Source organism: Reichenbachiella agarivorans (genome assembly GCF_025502585.1).
GTDB lineage: Bacteria > Bacteroidota > Bacteroidia > Cytophagales > Cyclobacteriaceae > Reichenbachiella > Reichenbachiella agarivorans.
This window is the reverse complement of record NZ_CP106679.1, coordinates 1,730,608-1,750,360: the sequence shown is the minus strand read 5'-3', so window position 1 is coordinate 1,750,360 and position 19,753 is coordinate 1,730,608. Positions and strand designations below refer to the sequence as shown.

16 protein-coding genes are annotated in these 19,753 nt (G+C 40.5%); 5 read left to right on the top strand and 11 right to left on the bottom strand.

All coding sequences use genetic code 11. The annotated features are described in order from the left end of the window. Nucleotides 1-23 precede the first annotated feature (23 nt). Genes porW through uvrC form a run of 3 tightly spaced genes read left to right on the top strand, consistent with a single transcriptional unit; the run spans nucleotide 24 to nucleotide 6,737 of the window. Nucleotides 24-2,642, top strand: coding sequence for a type IX secretion system periplasmic lipoprotein PorW/SprE (porW, locus tag N6H18_RS07320; protein WP_262311189.1), 2,619 nt, complete (start codon nucleotides 24-26; stop codon nucleotides 2,640-2,642). Beyond that, nucleotides 2,639-4,921 (top strand): transglycosylase domain-containing protein, encoded by a 2,283-nt coding sequence (locus N6H18_RS07315; RefSeq protein ID WP_262311188.1) that lies wholly within the window; start codon nucleotides 2,639-2,641, stop codon nucleotides 4,919-4,921. Before porW ends, N6H18_RS07315 begins: the two co-directional genes overlap by 4 nt. Nucleotides 4,922-4,931: 10 nt before the next feature. Then, nucleotides 4,932-6,737 (top strand): excinuclease ABC subunit UvrC, encoded by a 1,806-nt coding sequence (uvrC, locus tag N6H18_RS07310; protein ID WP_262311187.1) that lies wholly within the window; start codon nucleotides 4,932-4,934, stop codon nucleotides 6,735-6,737. Between the two features lie 32 nt (nucleotides 6,738-6,769). On the opposite strand, the gene porN is transcribed toward uvrC, so the two are convergent. The 10 genes from porN to N6H18_RS07265 form a co-directional block, all read right to left on the bottom strand. Further along, nucleotides 6,770-7,639: a type IX secretion system ring subunit PorN/GldN gene (gene porN / locus N6H18_RS07305; protein WP_262311186.1), complete on the bottom strand. Its 870-nt coding sequence runs from the start codon at nucleotides 7,637-7,639 to the stop codon at nucleotides 6,770-6,772. An 11-nt stretch (nucleotides 7,640-7,650) separates the two neighbouring features. Beyond that, nucleotides 7,651-9,237: a type IX secretion system motor protein PorM/GldM gene (gene porM, locus N6H18_RS07300; RefSeq protein ID WP_262311185.1), complete on the bottom strand. Its 1,587-nt coding sequence runs from the start codon at nucleotides 9,235-9,237 to the stop codon at nucleotides 7,651-7,653. A 32-nt stretch (nucleotides 9,238-9,269) separates the two neighbouring features. Continuing rightward, the gene (gene porL, locus N6H18_RS07295) at nucleotides 9,270-10,097 is read right to left on the bottom strand and encodes a type IX secretion system motor protein PorL/GldL (RefSeq protein ID WP_262311184.1); all 828 of its coding nucleotides are present in this window, start codon (nucleotides 10,095-10,097) and stop codon (nucleotides 9,270-9,272) included. A 37-nt stretch (nucleotides 10,098-10,134) separates the two neighbouring features. Continuing rightward, the gene (porK, locus tag N6H18_RS07290) at nucleotides 10,135-11,190 is read right to left on the bottom strand and encodes a T9SS ring complex lipoprotein PorK/GldK (RefSeq protein ID WP_262311183.1); all 1,056 of its coding nucleotides are present in this window, start codon (nucleotides 11,188-11,190) and stop codon (nucleotides 10,135-10,137) included. A gap of 187 nt (nucleotides 11,191-11,377) precedes the next feature. Beyond that, nucleotides 11,378-12,343, bottom strand: coding sequence for a PorP/SprF family type IX secretion system membrane protein (locus N6H18_RS07285; RefSeq protein WP_262311182.1), 966 nt, complete (start codon nucleotides 12,341-12,343; stop codon nucleotides 11,378-11,380). Between the two features lie 89 nt (nucleotides 12,344-12,432). Next, a complete protein-coding gene (locus tag N6H18_RS07280; RefSeq protein WP_262311181.1) occupies nucleotides 12,433-13,218 on the bottom strand; it encodes a uroporphyrinogen-III synthase in 786 nt (261 codons plus the stop codon). A 27-nt stretch (nucleotides 13,219-13,245) separates the two neighbouring features. After that, a complete protein-coding gene (locus N6H18_RS18800; protein WP_407692841.1) occupies nucleotides 13,246-13,626 on the bottom strand; it encodes a DUF4271 domain-containing protein in 381 nt (126 codons plus the stop codon). Between the two features lie 46 nt (nucleotides 13,627-13,672). Further along, a complete protein-coding gene (locus N6H18_RS07275; protein WP_262311180.1) occupies nucleotides 13,673-14,368 on the bottom strand; it encodes a hypothetical protein in 696 nt (231 codons plus the stop codon). Continuing rightward, nucleotides 14,361-15,386, bottom strand: coding sequence for a glycosyltransferase family 4 protein (locus tag N6H18_RS07270; protein ID WP_262311179.1), 1,026 nt, complete (start codon nucleotides 15,384-15,386; stop codon nucleotides 14,361-14,363). The genes N6H18_RS07275 and N6H18_RS07270 overlap by 8 nt, the downstream gene beginning before the upstream one ends. Nucleotides 15,387-15,430: 44 nt before the next feature. Further along, entirely contained in the window at nucleotides 15,431-17,110 is a 1,680-nt protein-coding gene (locus N6H18_RS07265; RefSeq protein ID WP_262311178.1) for a BamA/TamA family outer membrane protein, read from the bottom strand. A 22-nt stretch (nucleotides 17,111-17,132) separates the two neighbouring features. Between N6H18_RS07265 and hemW the strand changes: the two genes are divergently transcribed. Together hemW and N6H18_RS07255 are read left to right on the top strand one after the other, a co-directional pair. Next, on the top strand, nucleotides 17,133-18,257 hold the full coding sequence (gene hemW, locus N6H18_RS07260; RefSeq protein ID WP_262311177.1) for a radical SAM family heme chaperone HemW: 1,125 nt from the start codon (nucleotides 17,133-17,135) through the stop codon (nucleotides 18,255-18,257). Between the two features lie 87 nt (nucleotides 18,258-18,344). Further along, nucleotides 18,345-18,713: a hypothetical protein gene (locus N6H18_RS07255; protein WP_262311176.1), complete on the top strand. Its 369-nt coding sequence runs from the start codon at nucleotides 18,345-18,347 to the stop codon at nucleotides 18,711-18,713. 44 nt (nucleotides 18,714-18,757) lie between these two features. On the opposite strand, the gene N6H18_RS07250 is transcribed toward N6H18_RS07255, so the two are convergent. Beyond that, a complete protein-coding gene (locus N6H18_RS07250; RefSeq protein ID WP_262311175.1) occupies nucleotides 18,758-19,648 on the bottom strand; it encodes a dienelactone hydrolase family protein in 891 nt (296 codons plus the stop codon). Between the last annotated feature and the right edge of the window lie 105 nt (nucleotides 19,649-19,753).

Sequence of the window (19,753 nt, the reverse complement as noted above, 5' to 3'; positions counted from 1 at the left end):
GTTATCTCCTAGCATACAAAACATTGAATAAAGCAAAGCTCTTCTTGGTCTTCATTTGCTTTTTGGCGTTCACACGTTGTGCACCAGAGAAAAACAACGCATTCAGTAATTCCTATCATAACACCACCTCTCATTACAATGCCTACTACATTGCCAAAGAAGACATTCTGGCTATAGAAGACATCATAGAAGACAGCTACCAGTGGAATTACAATCTCATCCTCCCCGTGTTCCCTCCGTTTGACAGTGTGATCGCCCAATCATATCAAGAGCAAATCGAGCATTGCATCAAAAAGGCCTCCTTGGCCATCCAGATGCACCGAGGATCGAATTGGGAAGACAATGCCTACATATTGGTGGGCAAGGCTCGTTTCTACAGTTTGGACTTTGTCAATGCCATAGAGACCTTTAAATATGTAAACACCAAAGGCAAAGGAGACGATGAAAAGCACGAAGCTTTGGTTGCACTGATGAGGACGTTCATAGAAGACCGACAATTCAACAATGCGATCGCAGTGTCTGACTATTTGAAAAGAGAAAATCTCAACAAAAAAAACCTCAAAAATCTCTACTTGGTTAGGGGCTATCTCTACCAGATGAGCAATGATCTCGACAACATGGTCAAAAATCTGACTCAAGCTGTTCCCATCATCACGGTCAACAAAGAAAGGTCCAGAGTCAATTTTATCATCGGCCAAGTATATCAAACATTAGGGTTTGAAGCAGAGGCCTATTCCTACTACAAAGAGGTATTGAGAGATAATCCCTCCTACGAATTGTCCTTTTACACCAAACTCAACATGGCGCAAGTCAGTCAAATCGGAAAGTCCGACGACTTTAAAAAAGTCAGAAAGTACTTTAAAAAACTCCTAAAGGATCGAAAAAACATAGAGTACAAAGACAAAATCTATTACGAAATGGCTCAGTTTGAAGTGAGGCACGGTAACTTAGAACTGGGCATGGATCATTATAATTCGTCGATACAAGCCAGTGTCAACAACAATCGTCAAAAAGCACATTCCTATTGGGAACTAGGCAAAATATACTACGACAGCTTGGCCGACTATGAAATGGCCAAGCTCTACTATGACAGTACCATGAGTGTCTTGCCTACTGATGAGATAGAATATGAAGCCATAGCAGAGAGACTAGAGGTACTCACTAATTTTGTGGAGCAACTCACCATCATCCATACCAATGACAGCCTGCTGTATGTCGCATCGCTGCCCGAAGCAGCTTTGGACACGTATCTGGATGAGTATATCGCCAGAGAGGAAGCCGCCGAATTGAAGCGAGCCGAAGAAGAAAAGAAAAGAAAAAAACAAGCCGATGCGCTGGCAGCACAGCAAGTCAACGACCCATTTGCCACGCAAGGGGGTGCACACACCTTCGGCACGACCAATTATGAGGGTACGCTTTGGTATTTTTATAATGTGAGTGCTGTGTCCAGAGGAAAATCACAATTCCGTACTATCTGGGGTGATAGACCCTTGGAGGACAATTGGAGAAGGTCCACCAAACCTGCCAACCTAGTAGAGGAAAACAGTGATGACGCCAATCCTAATCAAAACAATGCACAAACCAACCCATCAGAGGAAAACAAAAATGAGGACTCGCAAGAAAACACATTCAAAATAGATAAAAAAGCACTCATCGCCACATTGCCTAATACACCAGAAAAGCGAGCAGTCCTGTTGGCAGAAATCGAAGTAGCCACCTACAAGCTAGGGAATATCTACAACTTTGATTTGGACGAAAAAGTCAATTCGACCGAAGCATTCGAAGAACTATTGAGGAGATTCCCAGAGACGGAATACAGAGATGAGGTATGGTATCTTCTATATTTGATATTTGATGACCTTGGGAACAGTACGCGTTCCAATTATTACAAAAATCTACTTCTCAATCAATCACCAGAGAGCATATATGCCAAGTTGATCATCAACCCCAACTACAGAGCAGAGTCCCAAATGGCAAGTGACAAACTTCAGGTAGTGTACGCAGAAGCGTATGCTTTGTACAAAGCTGGCAATTATTCAGAAGCTCTCCAACTGATCGATGCAGGACTACAGCAATATCCAGACAATAATTTTGTAGACAACATGGCCTTTCTCAAGGTACTGGTCAACGCCCGTACCGAAACCATCTACAAATACGAATTTGATCTGAACAACTTCATCAAAGAATACCCAGAAAGCGAATTGGTTCCTCATGCGGACTCACTGGTTTATGCTTCTGAGCAATATCAAATCAATCTGGTCAATAGCTCCAGAGCCAAATACATATCCAAATTTAACGAACCGCATTTCTTTGTTTTCGTTTATGAAACAGACCCTGAATTGGCAAATAGTTTACCAACCTATTTTGCAAAAATTGCCAAAGACAACAAAATTGAAATCAACATTGGCAACTTGGTTTTGGATGAGAAACATTCGATCATACTCTTATCAGAGTTTCCAGACAAACAATCAGCTGTTCATTATAATCAACTCGTCAGCAATCAAAAGCCAAGCGAAAAAATAAATAAGAGTGGCAAATTCTATAATTTCGTGATTACAAAAGACAATTTCAACATCTTCTATCAAACCAAGGAACTGGACACTTATCTCACATTCTATCTCAAAAATTATCCTGCAAAATGAACATCTATAAAATTCTAATATATCTGGTCTGGGCGATGGTTATATCTGCTTTTGTAGGAGGCTGTACAGTAATCACCGCCATCAAAAATGATTGGAATGGATGGTTTGGCGGGTTGCCTAGCCTTCAGAGTCTCGAAAGACCAGAGGCAGACCTTTCTTCCAATTTGTATTATGCAGATGGAGAAGAGATCATTGGTAGCTACTATAGACACAACAGAACAGCCGTTAGTTACAATGAGCTATCACAAGAACTCATTACCACATTATTGGTGACCGAAGATATCCGATTCACCAAACACTCTGGAATTGACTTGAGAGGTCTGCTCCGTGCGGCATCTGGGATTCTCACTTTCCAATTCAAGGGTGGAGGTAGCACCTTGACCATGCAATTGGCAGAAAATCTTTACGGCACATCTACAGTCAACCAAGGCAGTCTATATTCCAATCGAAAGGTTGGTCAGTTAATCACAAAGATCAAAGAATGGATCATTGCCATTCAATTAGAGTCTTCATACACCAAGGAAGAAATCCTCGCTATGTATCTCAATACCATAGAATATGGAGAAAACGCCTTTGGGATTCAAGTTGCATCCAAGACCTTCTTCAACAAGCTACCTTCCGAAATCACTTACAAAGAAGCTGCCATCCTAGTAAGCTTGATCAATGCACCAACAAGATACAACCCTACCAGAAACCCCGAAAACGCATTGGCGAAAAGAACCGAAGTGTTGTATAACCTTCATAAATATGATAAGATAGACAAGGAATCTTATGATAGTTTGGTGGTATCGGATTTTGGCCTTCAATTCAAAGTCGCAGACCAAGATCAGGGCCCAGCTTATTTCAAATTTGTTGTCAGAAATGACCTAATGAAATGGTGCGAAAAGAATGGATACGATCTCTACTCTGACGGATTGAGAATCTATACCACGATAGATAACAGAATACAAGAATATGCGCAACAAGCCATGAAAGAACACATGGATACACTGCAATACATTTTCAACCGTCACTTGCAAGGGAGAATGCCATGGATCGATGGAGATGGAAACGAAATCCTAGATTTCATTGACATGACCATCAAACGTACGCCCAATTATAAGCAATTGGTAAAAAGATATGGAGTAGGATCAGATTCCCTTAATTACTATTTGAATCTACCTAAGAAAATGACTGTCTTCTCCTATGAGGGAGAGATAGATACCACATTCAGCTTGGTTGACTCCTTAAAATACTACAAACAATTTCTACAAGCAGGTTTCATGGCTATGGAACCTCAAACAGGACACATCAAGGCTTGGGTTGGAGGGATTGATCACAAGTATTTTAAATATGACCATGTAAAACAAGGTAAAAGACAACCAGGTTCTACTTTCAAACCATTTGTATATGCTGCAGCGATTGATCTGGGATATTCTCCCTGCTTCCCTGTGGTAGACGCACCTGTAACTTGGGTGCTTGAGGATCCTGCCAACCCAACATGGACACCTCAAAATGCCGATGGCAAATACACGGGAGAAACGATGACCATACGCCGAGCCATGGCAAGCTCTGTTAATTCCATCACTGCCAACATCATGCAAAAGATCAGCCCAAGAGCAGCAGTTGACATGGCTCATGCTTGCGGAATCGAAAGCGAACTAGACGCTGTTCCCTCACTATGTCTAGGCGCAGGAGGAGATGTATCTTTATATGAACTTGTAGGGGCCTATTCTACTTTTGTCAACCAAGGTACTTGGACAGAGCCATACTACATCACCAGAATAGAAGACAAAAACGGTGTGGTTCTAGAAGATTTTGTACCCAAAAGAAGGGAGGCCATCAGTGAAAAAACCGCATACCTCATGCTACACATGCTCAAAGGCGCTATCGAAGAACAAGGAGGTACAGGTCGTGGATTGGATTGGTCATTGAAGGAAAACAACGACATTGGTGCCAAAACTGGGACTACCCAAAACGCATCGGATGGATGGTTTATGGGGGTCACGCACAATTTGGTAGCAGGAGCTTGGGTAGGTGGAGATGATCGTTATGTTCATTTTCGCAATTGGTCCTTGGGTCAAGGAGCACGTACAGCTCGACCTATCTGGGAAAAATTCATGCTCAAAGTATATGCGGATCCTCGTACAGGTGTAGAAAAAGGCCGTTTCCGAAAACCAACACAGCCATTAGGTGTAGAGCTTGATTGTGATCATTACAATGGCGTCAACACTCAAGTTGACTCTTTAGGCGTGGGTGTAGACAATTTCCAAGATGAGTTAGAAAACATAGATTTCTAATACCAAGGCATTGAGTGAAAATGAATCTATACGATCTATTGTCAAGCTATTGCCCTCCGACCCTGGAGTGTACAAGTATTTTGACAAAACTGACACGCTGATCTATGTCGGAAAAGCAAAAAACATCAAGAAACGGGTATCCAGCTATTTCAACAAACAGAGTGGTCTCAACTTAAAGACAAAGAAATTAGTTAAGGAAATCAACCGCATTGAATTTGTAGTAGTCAACACTGAATTTGACGCCCTACTGCTAGAAAACAATCTAATCAAAGAAAATCAACCTCGGTTCAACATTCTCTTAAAGGATGACAAGAGCTTTCCTTTCATTTGTATTTCTAAAGATCGCTTCCCTAAGGTTTTTTCTACGCGCAGACACCAAGACAATGAAGGTGAATACTTTGGTCCATACACCAGTGTCAAAGCCCTGAACACAGTTCTCGAACTGATTCAGAAATTGTATAAAATAAGAACTTGCAACTTCCATCTCAGCAAGGAAAATATCCAAGCACAAAAATTCAAAATATGCCTAGAATACCACATTGGCAACTGTTTGGGTCCATGCGAAGGTCTACAATCTGAAACAGACTACATGAAAGAAATTGCCTTGGTAAGACATATCCTGAAAGGCAATCTCAAAACAGTCAAGGATCACTTTGTCACTGAAATGAGTCAAGCTGCCGAACAGCTAAATTTTGAAGAAGCTCAACTCTATAAAAATAAAATAGAATTGCTGGACAAATTCCAAAGCAAGACTGTCATCTTCAACAAGAAACTCAACAACACAGATGTAATCACCATTACCTCCAACGAAAAGAAAGCATTTATCAACTACATGAGGATTGATCAAGGCATGATCAACATCTCACATACCATAGATATCAAGAAAAAACTAGATGAGAGTGATACGGAGATTGTTCAACTCGTATGTACGCAAATGAGAGAACAGTTTGAAAGTCAATCCAGGCAAATATTAACCAACCTAGATTTTGAGCATTGGGAGGAAAATGTTCAAGTCAACGTACCCAAAATTGGAGACAAAAAAATATTGGTAGACTTATCACTTAAAAATGCACTAATCCGTAAAAAAGATGCGTTCAACAAATCTGTCGAAACGAAAGAAAAAAGTAACAGAGTAGTTCTACAATTACAATCAGATCTCAAGCTCAAAGAAGCCCCGGTTCACATCGAGTGCTTCGATAACTCAAATATACAAGGTACAAATCCAGTTGCCTCAATGGTCTGTTTCAAAAATGGTAAACCTTCCAAAAAAGACTATAGACATTTTAAGATCAAAACTGTCATAGGACCAGATGACTTTGGATCAATGAGAGAAATTGTAACTAGGCGCTACAAGAGGCTTCAGGAAGAAAACCAACCATTCCCACAATTGATCATTGTTGATGGAGGGAAAGGCCAATTAAGCGCCGCTTGTGACGCACTCAAGAACCTAGAACTCTATGACCAAATCCCAATAATAGGAATAGCCAAACGTCTAGAAGAGATCTATTACCCAGAAGATAGTGTCCCCATTCATATCAGTAAAAAATCAGAATCCCTCAAACTCATCCAGCAGATGAGAGATGAGGCACACAGATTTGCTATTACCTTTCATAGGCAACTCCGTAGTAAAGGGCAAGTACTCTCTGTACTAGATGGCATCAAAGGTATAGGTGAGTCGAGCAAGACTCTGCTCTTACAACATTTCAGATCATACGAAAAAATAAAAATGGCATCAGATGAGGAGTTGATCAATTTAGTTGGTCCGTCCAAAGCCAAGCTTATTAGAGAGCACATAAAAAAAGTCTCATCAAACTGATGAGACTTTCAAGTATCTATTTCTTCTAAGAATTAAAATTCCCAAAGTTCATTTTCAAAATCTACCAAATCATACTCGATTTGCTGAGAAGCTATGATACCATCTCTTCTTGTTTTGTTGTAGATATCTACCAACCTTTCATCCTTAGGGTTAGACAATTTGGTCAAGTTTGAGCTAAACAATCTCAAATCAAATGCATCTGCCATATTCTTATGCTCAGCAGTATTATATGCATTGTACCAAATTGCCTCTTCTGGCATACTTCTAAACAAAGCAGTTAGATCCTTATATTTGAAAGAAGCCAATGGCTTTTCAAACATCGCCGGATTTCTATCTGCAGGCAAGAAAATGGTAATTGCAATCATATCAAAATACATTCTAGAACGCATTCTGTCGAAGTACATTTCTTCTTTAAGTTCAGCAATAGAAAAATCTCTAGGCGAAAACTCATTCACATCAAGTATTTCCTCTTCTTGCTTTTCTCCACCTTCTTCAAATCCACCACCGAAGAAATCATCATCGCTATCAGCTCCAAAGCCCATAGCGATCTCCTCTTCTGTCAATCCTCCACCTTCTTCTTCCAGCTTCAAATTTTCAAGAAAAGTCTCCTTTGACATTCTCGTATTTACCGAGTCATTCGTATATGGAAACAACAATCCAGCCTTAACTGCATTGATAATGATTGTTGACAACTCACCATTTCTTGAAAAAAATGGTAGGTTTTGCTTTTCCTCCAAATCAATTCTTCTCCAAACTGTCTTTTTGAACATTTTGTAAGACTCATGAACTGGGCGAAGTGCATCAGAATTGTATCCATTACCTGCTCTTTCTTGCGCGGATACACGCATAGAAGAAGCTACTACGATGACAATAAGGCTTAACACATAACAAATTTTCTTCATAACCTAATTGTTTAATTAATTCTTATCTGTTTAATCGGAGAACCAAAGCTAGCAACATCTTCAATCGCTCCTTTAAAATTTCTTCTTTGCACCTTTTTAACCTCAATTACGAGGACATCTCCAGGTCGAGCTTCACCAGCCAATTGAGACAAGTTTACATCTGGACCCTTTGGTCGTACACTTTGAACTGCTCTACCTGATCTTACCAAAGTTACTTCAGATTCGGCTACTCTAAATAAGGCATCCTTAGGCAAGAATTGCGCGAAACTTTCGTCAGCCTCGGCTTGAATTTTGATAGAACGAGGACAACCTTTGGTACCTCTCTTCTCATCCACTTGCTTGCCTCCACTATATATCAATATCTCTGGCTTAGGGATTCGCTTCACTTTGAACTCTTCAGTACCGATCAAGTTTCCTCCACTAGATACACTCAAAGTAACTTTTGCAGAAGTAGGGACGATAGTTACGTCTCCTCTATCGGCACCTTTAATTGTGCTGCCTCCCTTCGCATTAAACACAGGATTGTATGAAGTTCCTAATGCCGGTACATTGACAGTTAGCTCGTTACCACAGTTCAAGTACAACGCCTGTACAGATGCAGATTGAATTTGAATGACAGGTTTAGAAACCGTATATTCAATTGTATCTACAAATGTAGTATCTCTACCTCCTGGTAATTTCACCTTAATTGCTCCTATAAAGCTTTGCTTAGATAGGCCATTGGCATCATAATTACCAGCTCTAGCCACAAACTTGACCTTACCCATTCCATCCACTACTTCCATCTCATTTCCATCCCATGTCATCGTTGGAGATACAGATGATGACGATGCGGCAATGAACATATCAGCAATGTATTCAGATCCAGCTGCAACAATTTTAGACTCTGGTCTAACCATCGGTACAATTTGGTCAAACTTCAATTTATCAGCACCTACAGACCTTGCCAACTCCTCTAAAGCTTTGGTTTCTTCTGCCAAGATATCTGATTGAAATTGACTTAATGAAGCCAAAGCACCCACCATAGGAGTATTATGTCCAAAGTTCAATTCAGCAAAACCTTTCTTGTTCTGATTTTCGTCATACTTGAAAGCCTCTATCTCAATAGCATCCTTTGCAATATCCTTAATCGTTTCGTCTCCCGTAATTTCACGAAGGAAGGCTGAATAGCCATTGATAGTACCCTTTAGTACATCTCCTTTTCCTTCATTGACGAAAAGAGTAGGTGCAGAATCAATATCCTTTACACCCAACATGTTACCATTTTCATCTCTACCACCTGTCATCTCGATCAATTGGGTTTTATATCCCTCAATCTCTTCATAAATCTTGGCAGTAGCCTCTCTTACTTTCTTAGCTTTCTCCAATACAGCTACGTCTTGTGGTCTGCTTCCAGACTCACTTACCGCACCTTGTATATTGCTCACCTTCTCAACGTTCTCAGCGATTTTCCCTGTATTAGTATCGACAAATGCCTCATTGATAAATATGAACTTCTCAAGTACACTATTACTAACCTGCAAAGCAAGCAAGGCAGTGAGTACCAGGTACATCATACCGATCATCTTGTCTCTTGGGGATTGTTTACCTCCAGCCATAATTTTTTAAATATTAGGTTAAAATGATCGATTTATTTTGCAGGAGTTCCACCACCTCTCATCGCAGAAAGCATGTTTCCGTAGATGCTATTCAATGAAGTAATGTTTGTGTTCAACTTAGTCATTCCTGATCTGAAGTTTTCTGTATCCTTAGCAGCCTCGGCCATACCTTCCATTGCAGAAGTTACATTTGAATAGAATTTATTCATTGCCTTCACGTGACTGTTGGCATCTTTCAATTCCATTTCATACACTGCATTCAAGGCACCTAAATTCTTCGTAGCATTTTGTATTTGAGAATGAAATGCTGAGGCATCTTTAGAGGCATCAGCCATCGCTGCAATAGAAGTAGCAGTAGATGCGTAAGACTTATTCATTTCAACAAGTGATTTTGAAGCAGACTTGACATTTTGCGCATATTCATTTGTCGCTACTGCAGCATCACTCAAGTTTGACATTTTCATTGCTGAATCAGCCATATTTTTCATTCCATCACCTAAACTCTTAATCAACTCTGGACCTACTTTAGCGTCTGCCAACATTTTATCCATTTGCTGTGACACACCAGTACCAGTAGAAGCTACCGCAGCTCTTGGCTGAGCTCTTGGACCATCATAATCATCCGCTAGCTCTGGGTAAACTTTTGACCAATCTACTTCATGGTGTTTTGGCTCAAATGCACTTAGGAAAAATATAATTGCCTCAGTTGTCAATCCAATTCCCAACATCTCACCAGCACCTGGTAAGTGAAGGATTTTAAACATCGCACCTACAATTACTACTGCAGCACCGATGCCATACACCTTCGGCATTATTGTTGTAAATAACAGCTCTTTTAGTCCACCTTTTTTTGCGCTCATTTTTTTAAAGATTTTAGGTTATTAATTTCTTGTTTGATTAAAATTCAGTTCCACTTGATCGTCCGAGATGAGTCATCGCACATCTAAAGCCAATTGCAGCCCTTGAAGAATCTTTGTATTCGTATGTTCTTGTTCCTGTTTCCAAATAGTAGGCAATGTCCTTCCATGAACCACCTCTGATTACTTTCTTTGGCTCATTCTCATCAAAGAAAGTGGGGTTCAAATCCCAAACTAAAGGCATAGAAGCAGGGTTGAAAGCATCCTCGCACCATTCTGCTACATTACCTGACATCTCGTATAGACCGTAATCATTGGCAAAGAATGTAGCTACTGGAGCCGTGTATGCAAAACCATCATCAAAATAGTTACCTCTACCTGGTTTGAAATTGGCCAATAGACATCCTTTTTGATTTCTGATATAAGGGCCTCCCCAAGGGTATTTATTCATGTCTCTACCACCACGTGCAGCATACTCCCACTCTGCCTCAGATGGCAATCTGAAATTAGGCATTGGGAACAAGCCTCGATCAGCTCTGTAGCTATTCAAATGATCCGTTCTCCACTTACAGAAGTATTTAGCAGCTTCCCAATCAACCCCCACAACTGGGTAGTTGTCAAACGCTGGGTGAGACCAATAATACACCATCAATGGGTCTCCCATGTGGTGTGTAAAATCTCTGACCCATACGGTAGAATCTGGAATTAGATCAGCTACCACAAACCCTTCTGGAAGATCTGATTCGGAGCCTTCAGTAATCTCCTCAACAAACTGTCTGTACTCATTGTTAGTAATCTCGGTATCATCCATGTAGAATGGCCCGATCGTTACTTGCTTATTAAAATTAATTTGTGTTGCAGCCACATCTTGGTCAGCTTGACCCATGTGAAAAGTTCCTGGAGGAACTGCTACCATACCAAATGGCCTTACCATTTCAAAGCCTTCTCGTCCTTGGGCGCCTATTAATTCGCCTTGATCGTCATAACCGCCACCTCCGCCACCGAACAAGTTGGACAAGCTACACCCTTGGCTTATCACTAACACGTTCAGCAAGAACAGACCTGACACAATCTTCCTTACACTTATTTTATTCATAACACGTAATATTATATCCACACTTTTAACTTAACAAGTATACACAAAATATATTGCATAGTTTAAACCATAAATATAATGTTTCATTTTTCGGAAACATGATTTATAGCCTTTAAAATTATACTTTTATTTAGAAAAAAAAAATCCCAAATAATTGTCGCACAATGTTAAGTTGAAAAAAAGTCATTTAAAACCTAAATCTCGGGGTTCTAATTATTTTTTTAGTCCGTCCGTTGAGAGTAGGTAGATTGTAATGTACATAGAGCTCGTGAGATGTCGATTGTTTGTACTCTCTATCATTGACTATATAGTCAAATGAATACCCGAGACTGAGGCTCTTGTCTCCAAAGAAAGAATAGCCCAACAATACAGTTATGGCCTCAGAGTCTCTGTATGATAATCCTGCCCATACTTTGGTCATATAAACTGCTCTAACACTAATGTCATAACTAAACCCACTGATGTTTGTCCTAGCCAAAATGGCTGGCTTGAGCTCCACATACTCGGACATCAAATAGCTATATGTGGCATACAAACTATAAACCATTTCTTGCCTGTTGCTTTGGGTGGGAGCCTCTCCATAACCAAAATCAAAAGAAGGCGTCAACAAATGATCTATTCCAAAAGCGATCATATAGTCATGAGAAGAATAAGCCAAGCCTGCTGCCAAGTCTGGCATCATTTGGGATTGTACCTGTGTCTGATCCAGATCAGTAGGGTCTACGGTCACTAATTTAGAATAATCCAGTACACGCCTAGACACTGACGGTCTGAGGCCCAAACTAAAGCGTCCTCTCGGCATATCTAAATGGTAAGAGAGAGACATCTGTACATACACATCCTGCCTCGGCCCAAACTGATCGTATATAAAAGTCCCTCCAATACCCATGGGGGCTTTTTTATAATGAAGCGGGGCTGTATAATTAAAAAACTGTGTGGTCGGTGCACCACCCTCTGACTCGAATGACGGGTCATACCCTGTCCACTGATTTCTACTAATCAATGAAATACTCGACAATCCATCAAATGCCGTCAAGGCGGGACTATTATAATATGGATTGAACATGAAGTGACTAAAAACTGGATCTTGCTGAGCCATAGATGTGCTCAAGCCAAGGTATAAGAAACCCATGAGTAAGATCAGTTTTCGCATGACCAAGAGGTTAAATTTGTTATAAAAGTAATTATACAGAAAAACCTATACAATTACTTTTATCTTCAAATTTTCGAAGGACAAATGTCTTATGCCTTATTCGCTGCTTTGATATATAGCTCCAATGCTCCAGTCATTGATGGTGCATTTGGTAATGGTGCCTGTATATCCAAGATGAGGTTGGCATCTATTACTGCCTGAGCGGTAGTAGGTCCGAAAGTTGCAATTCTTGTGTTGTTTTGCTTAAAATCTGGGAAGTTCACCATCAGTGAATTAATTCCAGAAGGGCTAAAGAAAGCAATGATGTCATAATTCACATCTGCCAAGTCTGACAGATCACTTGCAACTGTTTTGTAGATGATGGCTTCTGAAAACTGAATACCATTCTCTCTCAAATAAGCTGGGATGTCATCTTTTCTGATATTAGAACAAGGGAAAATGAATTTTTCTTTGTCGTGTTTCTTCAAGATATCCAGCAATTCAGATGCTGTCCGTAGACCTGTGAAAATCTTTCTTTTGCGAATGACAATGTATTTTTGAAGGTAGTTGGCAGTCTGCTCAGAAATACAAAAATATTTCATGTCAGAAGGAATTTCTACCTTGCTCTCTGCAGCCAGTCTAAAGAAATGATCCACTGCATTGCGGCTCGTGAATATGACCGCAGTATGACTAAGAATGTCGATTTTTTGCTTTCTAAATTCCTTGATATCAACTGGATCAATTTGAATAAACGGTCTAAAATCGATTTTCAGCTTGTACTTTTCAGCCAATACAAAATAGGGAGATTTCTCATCCGAAGGCTTAGGCTGTGATACCAATATGCTGGACACTTTCTTCATTCTAGCCTTGTTTTCAATCAATAATTCTTCACTCATTCCGATGACCTTTTGTAACCTGTATATTTATCTTAAAAGAGTTTTTACCAAAATAATCAGAGGTATAATTTCTGAGCTGCAAAGGTAGGAAATTAAATGAAATTTATTAAAACTAAACGAGTTATTTAAGACCAAATACATCAGAATGAGTCGAATAAAGAGGAATACCAAAAGAGAATATCTGTACACCTCCCAGGCAATCTCAGCAGAATGATCGGGAGAGAGGAAAAGCAAAACACTGCCAATGAAAGCAATAAAGGCAATGATCAATGACAGTCGCAAATACGTAAAATAATGCACATCAGAATGCTTCTGCACACTAAATAGGCTCGTAAGGATTTTGATCAATGGAACCTTGAGCAACATGGCTCCAAATGAAAACAGGACTGCATAAATAGAAAGTACCAACGGTGATTGATCCAAAGAAACTCCCCCGTCGACCAACGTATTGAAATCAAATTTGAGAAGCTAAGTTCAGAACTAGTCCCCCTACGAAAACCGAATAGAGAAAAATGAAACCCAGATTTACGGGTGACATGGTAGATTGTGAATCAATCAATTCGAATTTTTGACGAACGCTAAAAGCTCTTGAGAGCAAAAAATATTCGTTGTAGACTCGGTATACGAGAGTTCTGAAAATAGCCAATACAAAAAAAACAAAAAGGACTCCCATAATCATTACATTGTTGTCCTCTGACGATTCTCTGGAATCGAATCCTGCAGCCTCACTATTTGCTACACCAGCTTGTCCATTTTTTACAATAAGTGTCTGTATTTCAGACTCCTTGATACGCTTGCTGAAAATTTCCAAATTGATAGTCGGCAGTTGATAATAGGCTCGCAAACTATCTACAGACCACAACAAGGAATCTACTCGCTGAGTAACTAAAATCAATTGATGATTAATGAGTAGTGAATGATTGGGAGGTACGACTAGCAACAAATCAGCTCCTTGAAATCGATTCAGATCAAGCTGGAACAGAATAGTATTGGATGGAGTAGCACTTAAATATGGCTGCCAAGAACGAGCTTCTTGATCATAGCTTTTCCAGCCATGCCTTAAATCTTTGATGACTAGATGTGTTGGCTGAGAATAGGTCTGCACACTATATAGCAAACAAAACAAAGTACAAAAAATTACCCTAAGCATTCTCCGCCCTTTTTCTCATCTTCACAATCAGCTCCAAACCGATGCTAAAAATCACTGCAAATACACCCAAGCATACCAACAGGACCGTATTGCCCAAAGCAGAAAAGTGCCTCAACAATAAAATCACAACCAAGTTGAGAACAACCAAGAACACAACCGTCTGTGTATGTGACAAGCCCAAATACCCCATATAGTGATGGATATGGTTACGGTCTGGCATGAATGGAGAATGACCATTGTACACCCTAATGATGAATACACGCAACGTATCAAAAATCGGGATAAATAAAATCCCAATGGCCAAAGATGGTGCAGATTCAATCATTCTTATTTCTATAAATCGAATCGCCAAGATGGAAATAATAAAACCACTCACCAGTGCCCCAGTATCACCCATAAAAACCTTGGCATTGCCAATGTTGTACCGAAGAAATCCAACCATCCCTCCTGCTAGAGCAAAAGCCACAAAGGCATAATTTTCCTCTCCGTACATAAAAAAATATCCCCCAAACGTGAGGCTAATGAGTACAACGATACTACCTGCCAAACCATTGATTCCGTCAATCAAGTTCAGGGCATTTGTCACACAAAGTATCACGAGGAATGTAAAAGCATAGCTAATTCCGATTTCCAAATCATACACACCAAAAAGTCCTTGAAAACTAGTGATTCTGATATCTGCATAGAAGAGCACAATACCTGCAGCCAAAACCTGCACAAAAAATTTCTTGAATACAGACACGCCATTGATGTCGTCTTTGACTCCAACAAAGAAAATGATTAAGCAGCCAGCCAACAACTGTTGTACTCCGAGTGTCATCTGACCAAAAATAGCCACGCCAGTCATGAATCCTGCAAACACACCCAAACCTCCCAAACGAGGGGTATTGATACCATGATGCTTGCGATGATCTGGCTCATCGAGGATTCTTTTGCTATGCGCCACATTGATAATAGTGGGTATCGAAAACATAGCGATGAGCATTGCCCAGAAAAATATAAGTAGAGATTCGATCATAAGCCTAGTTTGGCTGCCAAAGTAAGTGAATTAATGATTGCTTTTCAAAATAACGCACTATATCCAAAATGTATTTTTGAAGAATCAAAAGAAAAAGCTTGACTCTTCCTTCTCCCCAACCCATACAGCATCAAAAAATTACCTCCTGCTGCCTTGAATTGCATCCCCACACCTATCCCCGATGGATTGTCATACAAATCACCAGTCACGATATCGTAGGTCAAAATCGCCTGATCAACAAAGGCAACCAAATAGGAATTGTCTTCCAAATAAAACCGCCACTCCAAATTGCTATAAGCATATTGACTTGCAAAAAACTCATTTTCATTGAAACCTCTGATGGAGCGCAAACCTCCCAGTCTGTACAAGTCATTGAGATACAATTGATCACTCTGCATCCATCCTGCAGAACCAGCCAAGTAAATCACAGACCGTGATTTGACTTTCTGATAATACTGGATGCGGGTACTGAACTGGTATTGTGAAACATCCATCTGAGCGGTAGTATCCTGCTCTATTTCTTTGAACCCAACCTTGGTATCCAATTGAAATGCCAAACCCTGCTTCGGATTTTGACGATTGTCTAATCTCCAAAACTCAAGTCCCAGTCCGTAATAATCTATCCGAAAATTTCCACTTTGTCCTGACCCATCATTCAGTTCATTTCCCAACAGATTTTCATAGCTGGTCCGCAGCTTGGTCCGACCTGAGGGATAATAATCGAAGGCCAATTTGAGTGTTCTGTTGGAGAACAGCGTATCCTGCTTGAGTTGATCATAGCCTAAAAACAAATCCAGAGGCATCCCCAAAAATACTGGGTGGATATAATGAGTATTCAAAGACTGGGAGTTTCGGGTGTACTTTTCCCAGTGAAATTCAAATTGCTTGGCAGACTGAAACAAATTCTTTAGGCTCAGGTTCAACTCCCCAGTAAATTCCAATTTTTTGGAATTCTCAGCAGAGGGAATAAAACCCAATATACCGTCAAAATAATTCACCTTTTCAGGTTTCAGCTCTAGGGATATTTTGGACTGATGCAATCTGAAAGAATTACTCGCATGGACCAAGGAGACTGCAGGAATGTTTTCCAATTTGTTGGCAATATCATCCACACGTATCTGTGAGTAATACTTGCCATAATTGAGTCCCAAATATCTGGCGACAAACTTGTCTTTTAACAATCCCTCAGGCGACACTGCCAAGGTGTCAAACTTGATCAACATACCTGGATCGACACTCAAGTACAAATTGATTTTCTCTCCCACCACTCGCGATGAATCAATCTGAATAGATGCGAATGGATAACCATTGTTTTCGTAATACTTGACAACTTCATCCATCCTTTTATTGACCGCAGAGATATTTTCTTCACGGATAGAAGGTCGCCTCTCACTGACATAAGCCTCCTCTGTAGGATTGAGATAAACAGACAGATTGATCTCATCAAACTGTCTGCCTGCAAAAAAATATAGCCTAACTGTATCTGCGTAGAAAACAGAACTATCCAAACTTGCCAGCCAATAACCAGATTTTCGCAATTGACTGATTTGCTTGTTGGCAAACAAGATCAAGGTGGCAGAGTCAATCTTGGCATCATGTGCATGAAAGCCCTTGGGAAGTCCCATGAGCTTGACCTGATAGTTTTGAGCAAAAACTCCAGAAGAGAATAACCCAAAAACCAAAAGCAGCGTCACGACATAATAGATTTGTCTATACTTTAGCATCCTTATTCAAAACAATCATTAGTTGAGCGGTATCTACATCCATATCCCATATTGTAAGCAAGCCTGTCATTATTGCGACTTTCATTTTTCGACTAGTCTGCAAAATAAGCAGCAAATGGTAGATGCACTGAGTCAAGAACTAAAATTAAGAAAGGATTATTTGGCAGACCCGTTGATTCAAACCCTGTATTTTGGTGGGGGTACTCCTTCCATCCTGAGCACATCCGAACTCGCCCAGCTGATCGAAACATCTAGAGAGGAATTTGTACTGTCCGAAAACCTAGAGCTCACCTTGGAGGCCAACCCTGACGACCTGAACTTGACCAAACTACATGAACTAAAAAGTCTTGGTATCAATCGTCTCAGTATCGGGATACAATCCTTCGATGATGCGCTGCTCAAGTACTTTAATCGATCCCATGATCGTCGAACCGCCATACAAGCAGTAAGAGACGCCAGAGAGGCAGGGATCGACAATATCAGCATTGACTTGATCTTTGGAGTCCCCAACCAAAGCCTAGAGATGCTGGCTGATGACCTAAGGCAAGCCTTGTCACTAGAGACACCCCACATCTCCATCTACGGCCTCACGATCGAGGAAAAAACTGTGTTTGGCAAATGGCACAAACAAAATAAACTCACGCCCATTGACGAAGACCTCGCATCCGAACACCTGAGTCTCATCATGACTACTCTGGAGACTGCTGGCTATGTACAATATGAGATTTCCAATTTTTGCAAACCTGACTATCAATCTCGCCACAATTCATCTTACTGGGCTGGAACACACTATTTGGGCATCGGCCCTGCTGCTCACTCCTACAACGGATCAAGTAGGCAGTACAACATCTCGCACAACAACAAATACATACAGGCTATTCACGCTCATCAGTTGAATCATGAAATAGAGGTATTGACCCAAGATGAAAAAATCACAGAAATGATTCTTACCCAGATACGTACAATTGCAGGAATAGATATGATGGAACTAAAATCTCAGTTAGGTTATGATATGATTCATGAGAAAAAGAAAGAATTAAGTCAGCTGACTCAATCTGGTCTACTTAGTATCCAAAACGATAGACTTATTCTCAGCAAAAAGGGTAAATTGTTAGGAGATTACATCACGGAGTTGTTGATTCCATAAATTAAATACCCCGTGAGCAAAAGTTTTTTAATAATTTAACACAATAATCATTAAAATTGTGACGCTGTAACCTAGCCTCCTGTCTCCATGAACCAAGAAGAGAAAAAAGCCTTTATGCTCCTCAAGTCACTGATCTTCCATTACCATGGGCTGGATGAGGACGAAGAGAAGATTCTCAACGAATCCGCAGACAAACTATCTGCACATGAAGAGCTGCAATGGGCCAATGACTTCATCGCAGAAGACTTTATGTCGGCATTTGATCGATCAAGAGAGATGCTTAGCAAAATCATCGGCGTACTACCTGTCGAAAAAAAGCTAGCTTATCTATTCTCTGTATGGGAAGACAACAACAAAAAGGGCTACCTCACCGAAATGGAAGCCACTGCCATGCTCAACCTTGCTAAAGACTGGGGTATCCGCAAGGAACTCATGGACAAGGTAAGAGAAGCATAGGTCTAGCCCAGATTATCCAATAGCACTTTTAATGTACTTGATGGCTATTTCAAGTACTGGTTAAAAAAAGCAATTGTTCGATCCCAAGATAGTAAGGCGGCTGCTTCATCATATCGAGGAGTGGTATTGTTGTGAAAGCCATGATTGACCTCTGGGTAAAAGTGAGCTACAAAGGTTTTGTTATTTTCTTTAAGCGCCGCTTCATAGGTTGGCCAACCTTCATTTACTCGTGAATCAAGCCCTGCATACTGGAGCATGAGCGGTGCTTTGATATTGGGCACATCCTCTGTGGAAGGTTGTCCACCATAGTAGGGTACTGCTGCTGACAGGGTTGGAATTTTTACAGCCATCATATTAGAAATCCAACCACCAAAACAAAATCCTACAACTCCTACCTTGCCATTGCAATCGTCTCGTGAGATCAGATAATCATAGGCTGCAATAAAATCGGTCAACATCTCGCTTCGATCACGCTGCTTTTGCAGAGCTCGTCCATCATCGTCATTGCCGGGGTAGCCGCCAAGAGGACTCAAAGCATCAGGCGCCAAGGAAACGAATCCTTCGAGCGCAACACGCCGACCTACATCCTCGATGTAGGGATTGAGACCACGGTTCTCATGTACGACAATGACACCTGGCATCTTTGCTTTGGGATCTTTAGGCTTGGAGAAAAGTGCCTTAATCGTACCCCCGCCATTGGGAGATTCATAGTTGAGGTAATCAGAAATGAGTCTGGGATCATCCTGTTTCACGATCTGAGTATCTACATAGTTGGGCATCATATAGCTCATCAGAGATGATATCGTGATACCTCCTATGGCATAGAGCGAAAGTTTCTCAATAAACTGACGTCTTTCGATCTTGTTGTGAGCATAATCATCATAGAGATCAAATACCTCTTGATCAATGTCTTCTTTTCTTAGTGGGTCCTTCATAGGGTTCAAGATAAGGTGTTTTTCTAAAACCTAAAACTTGTGAGAGCATGGATTTGTGTCTTGTGAAGTTATACTACAATCACAGATACTCACATGAGGATCAAT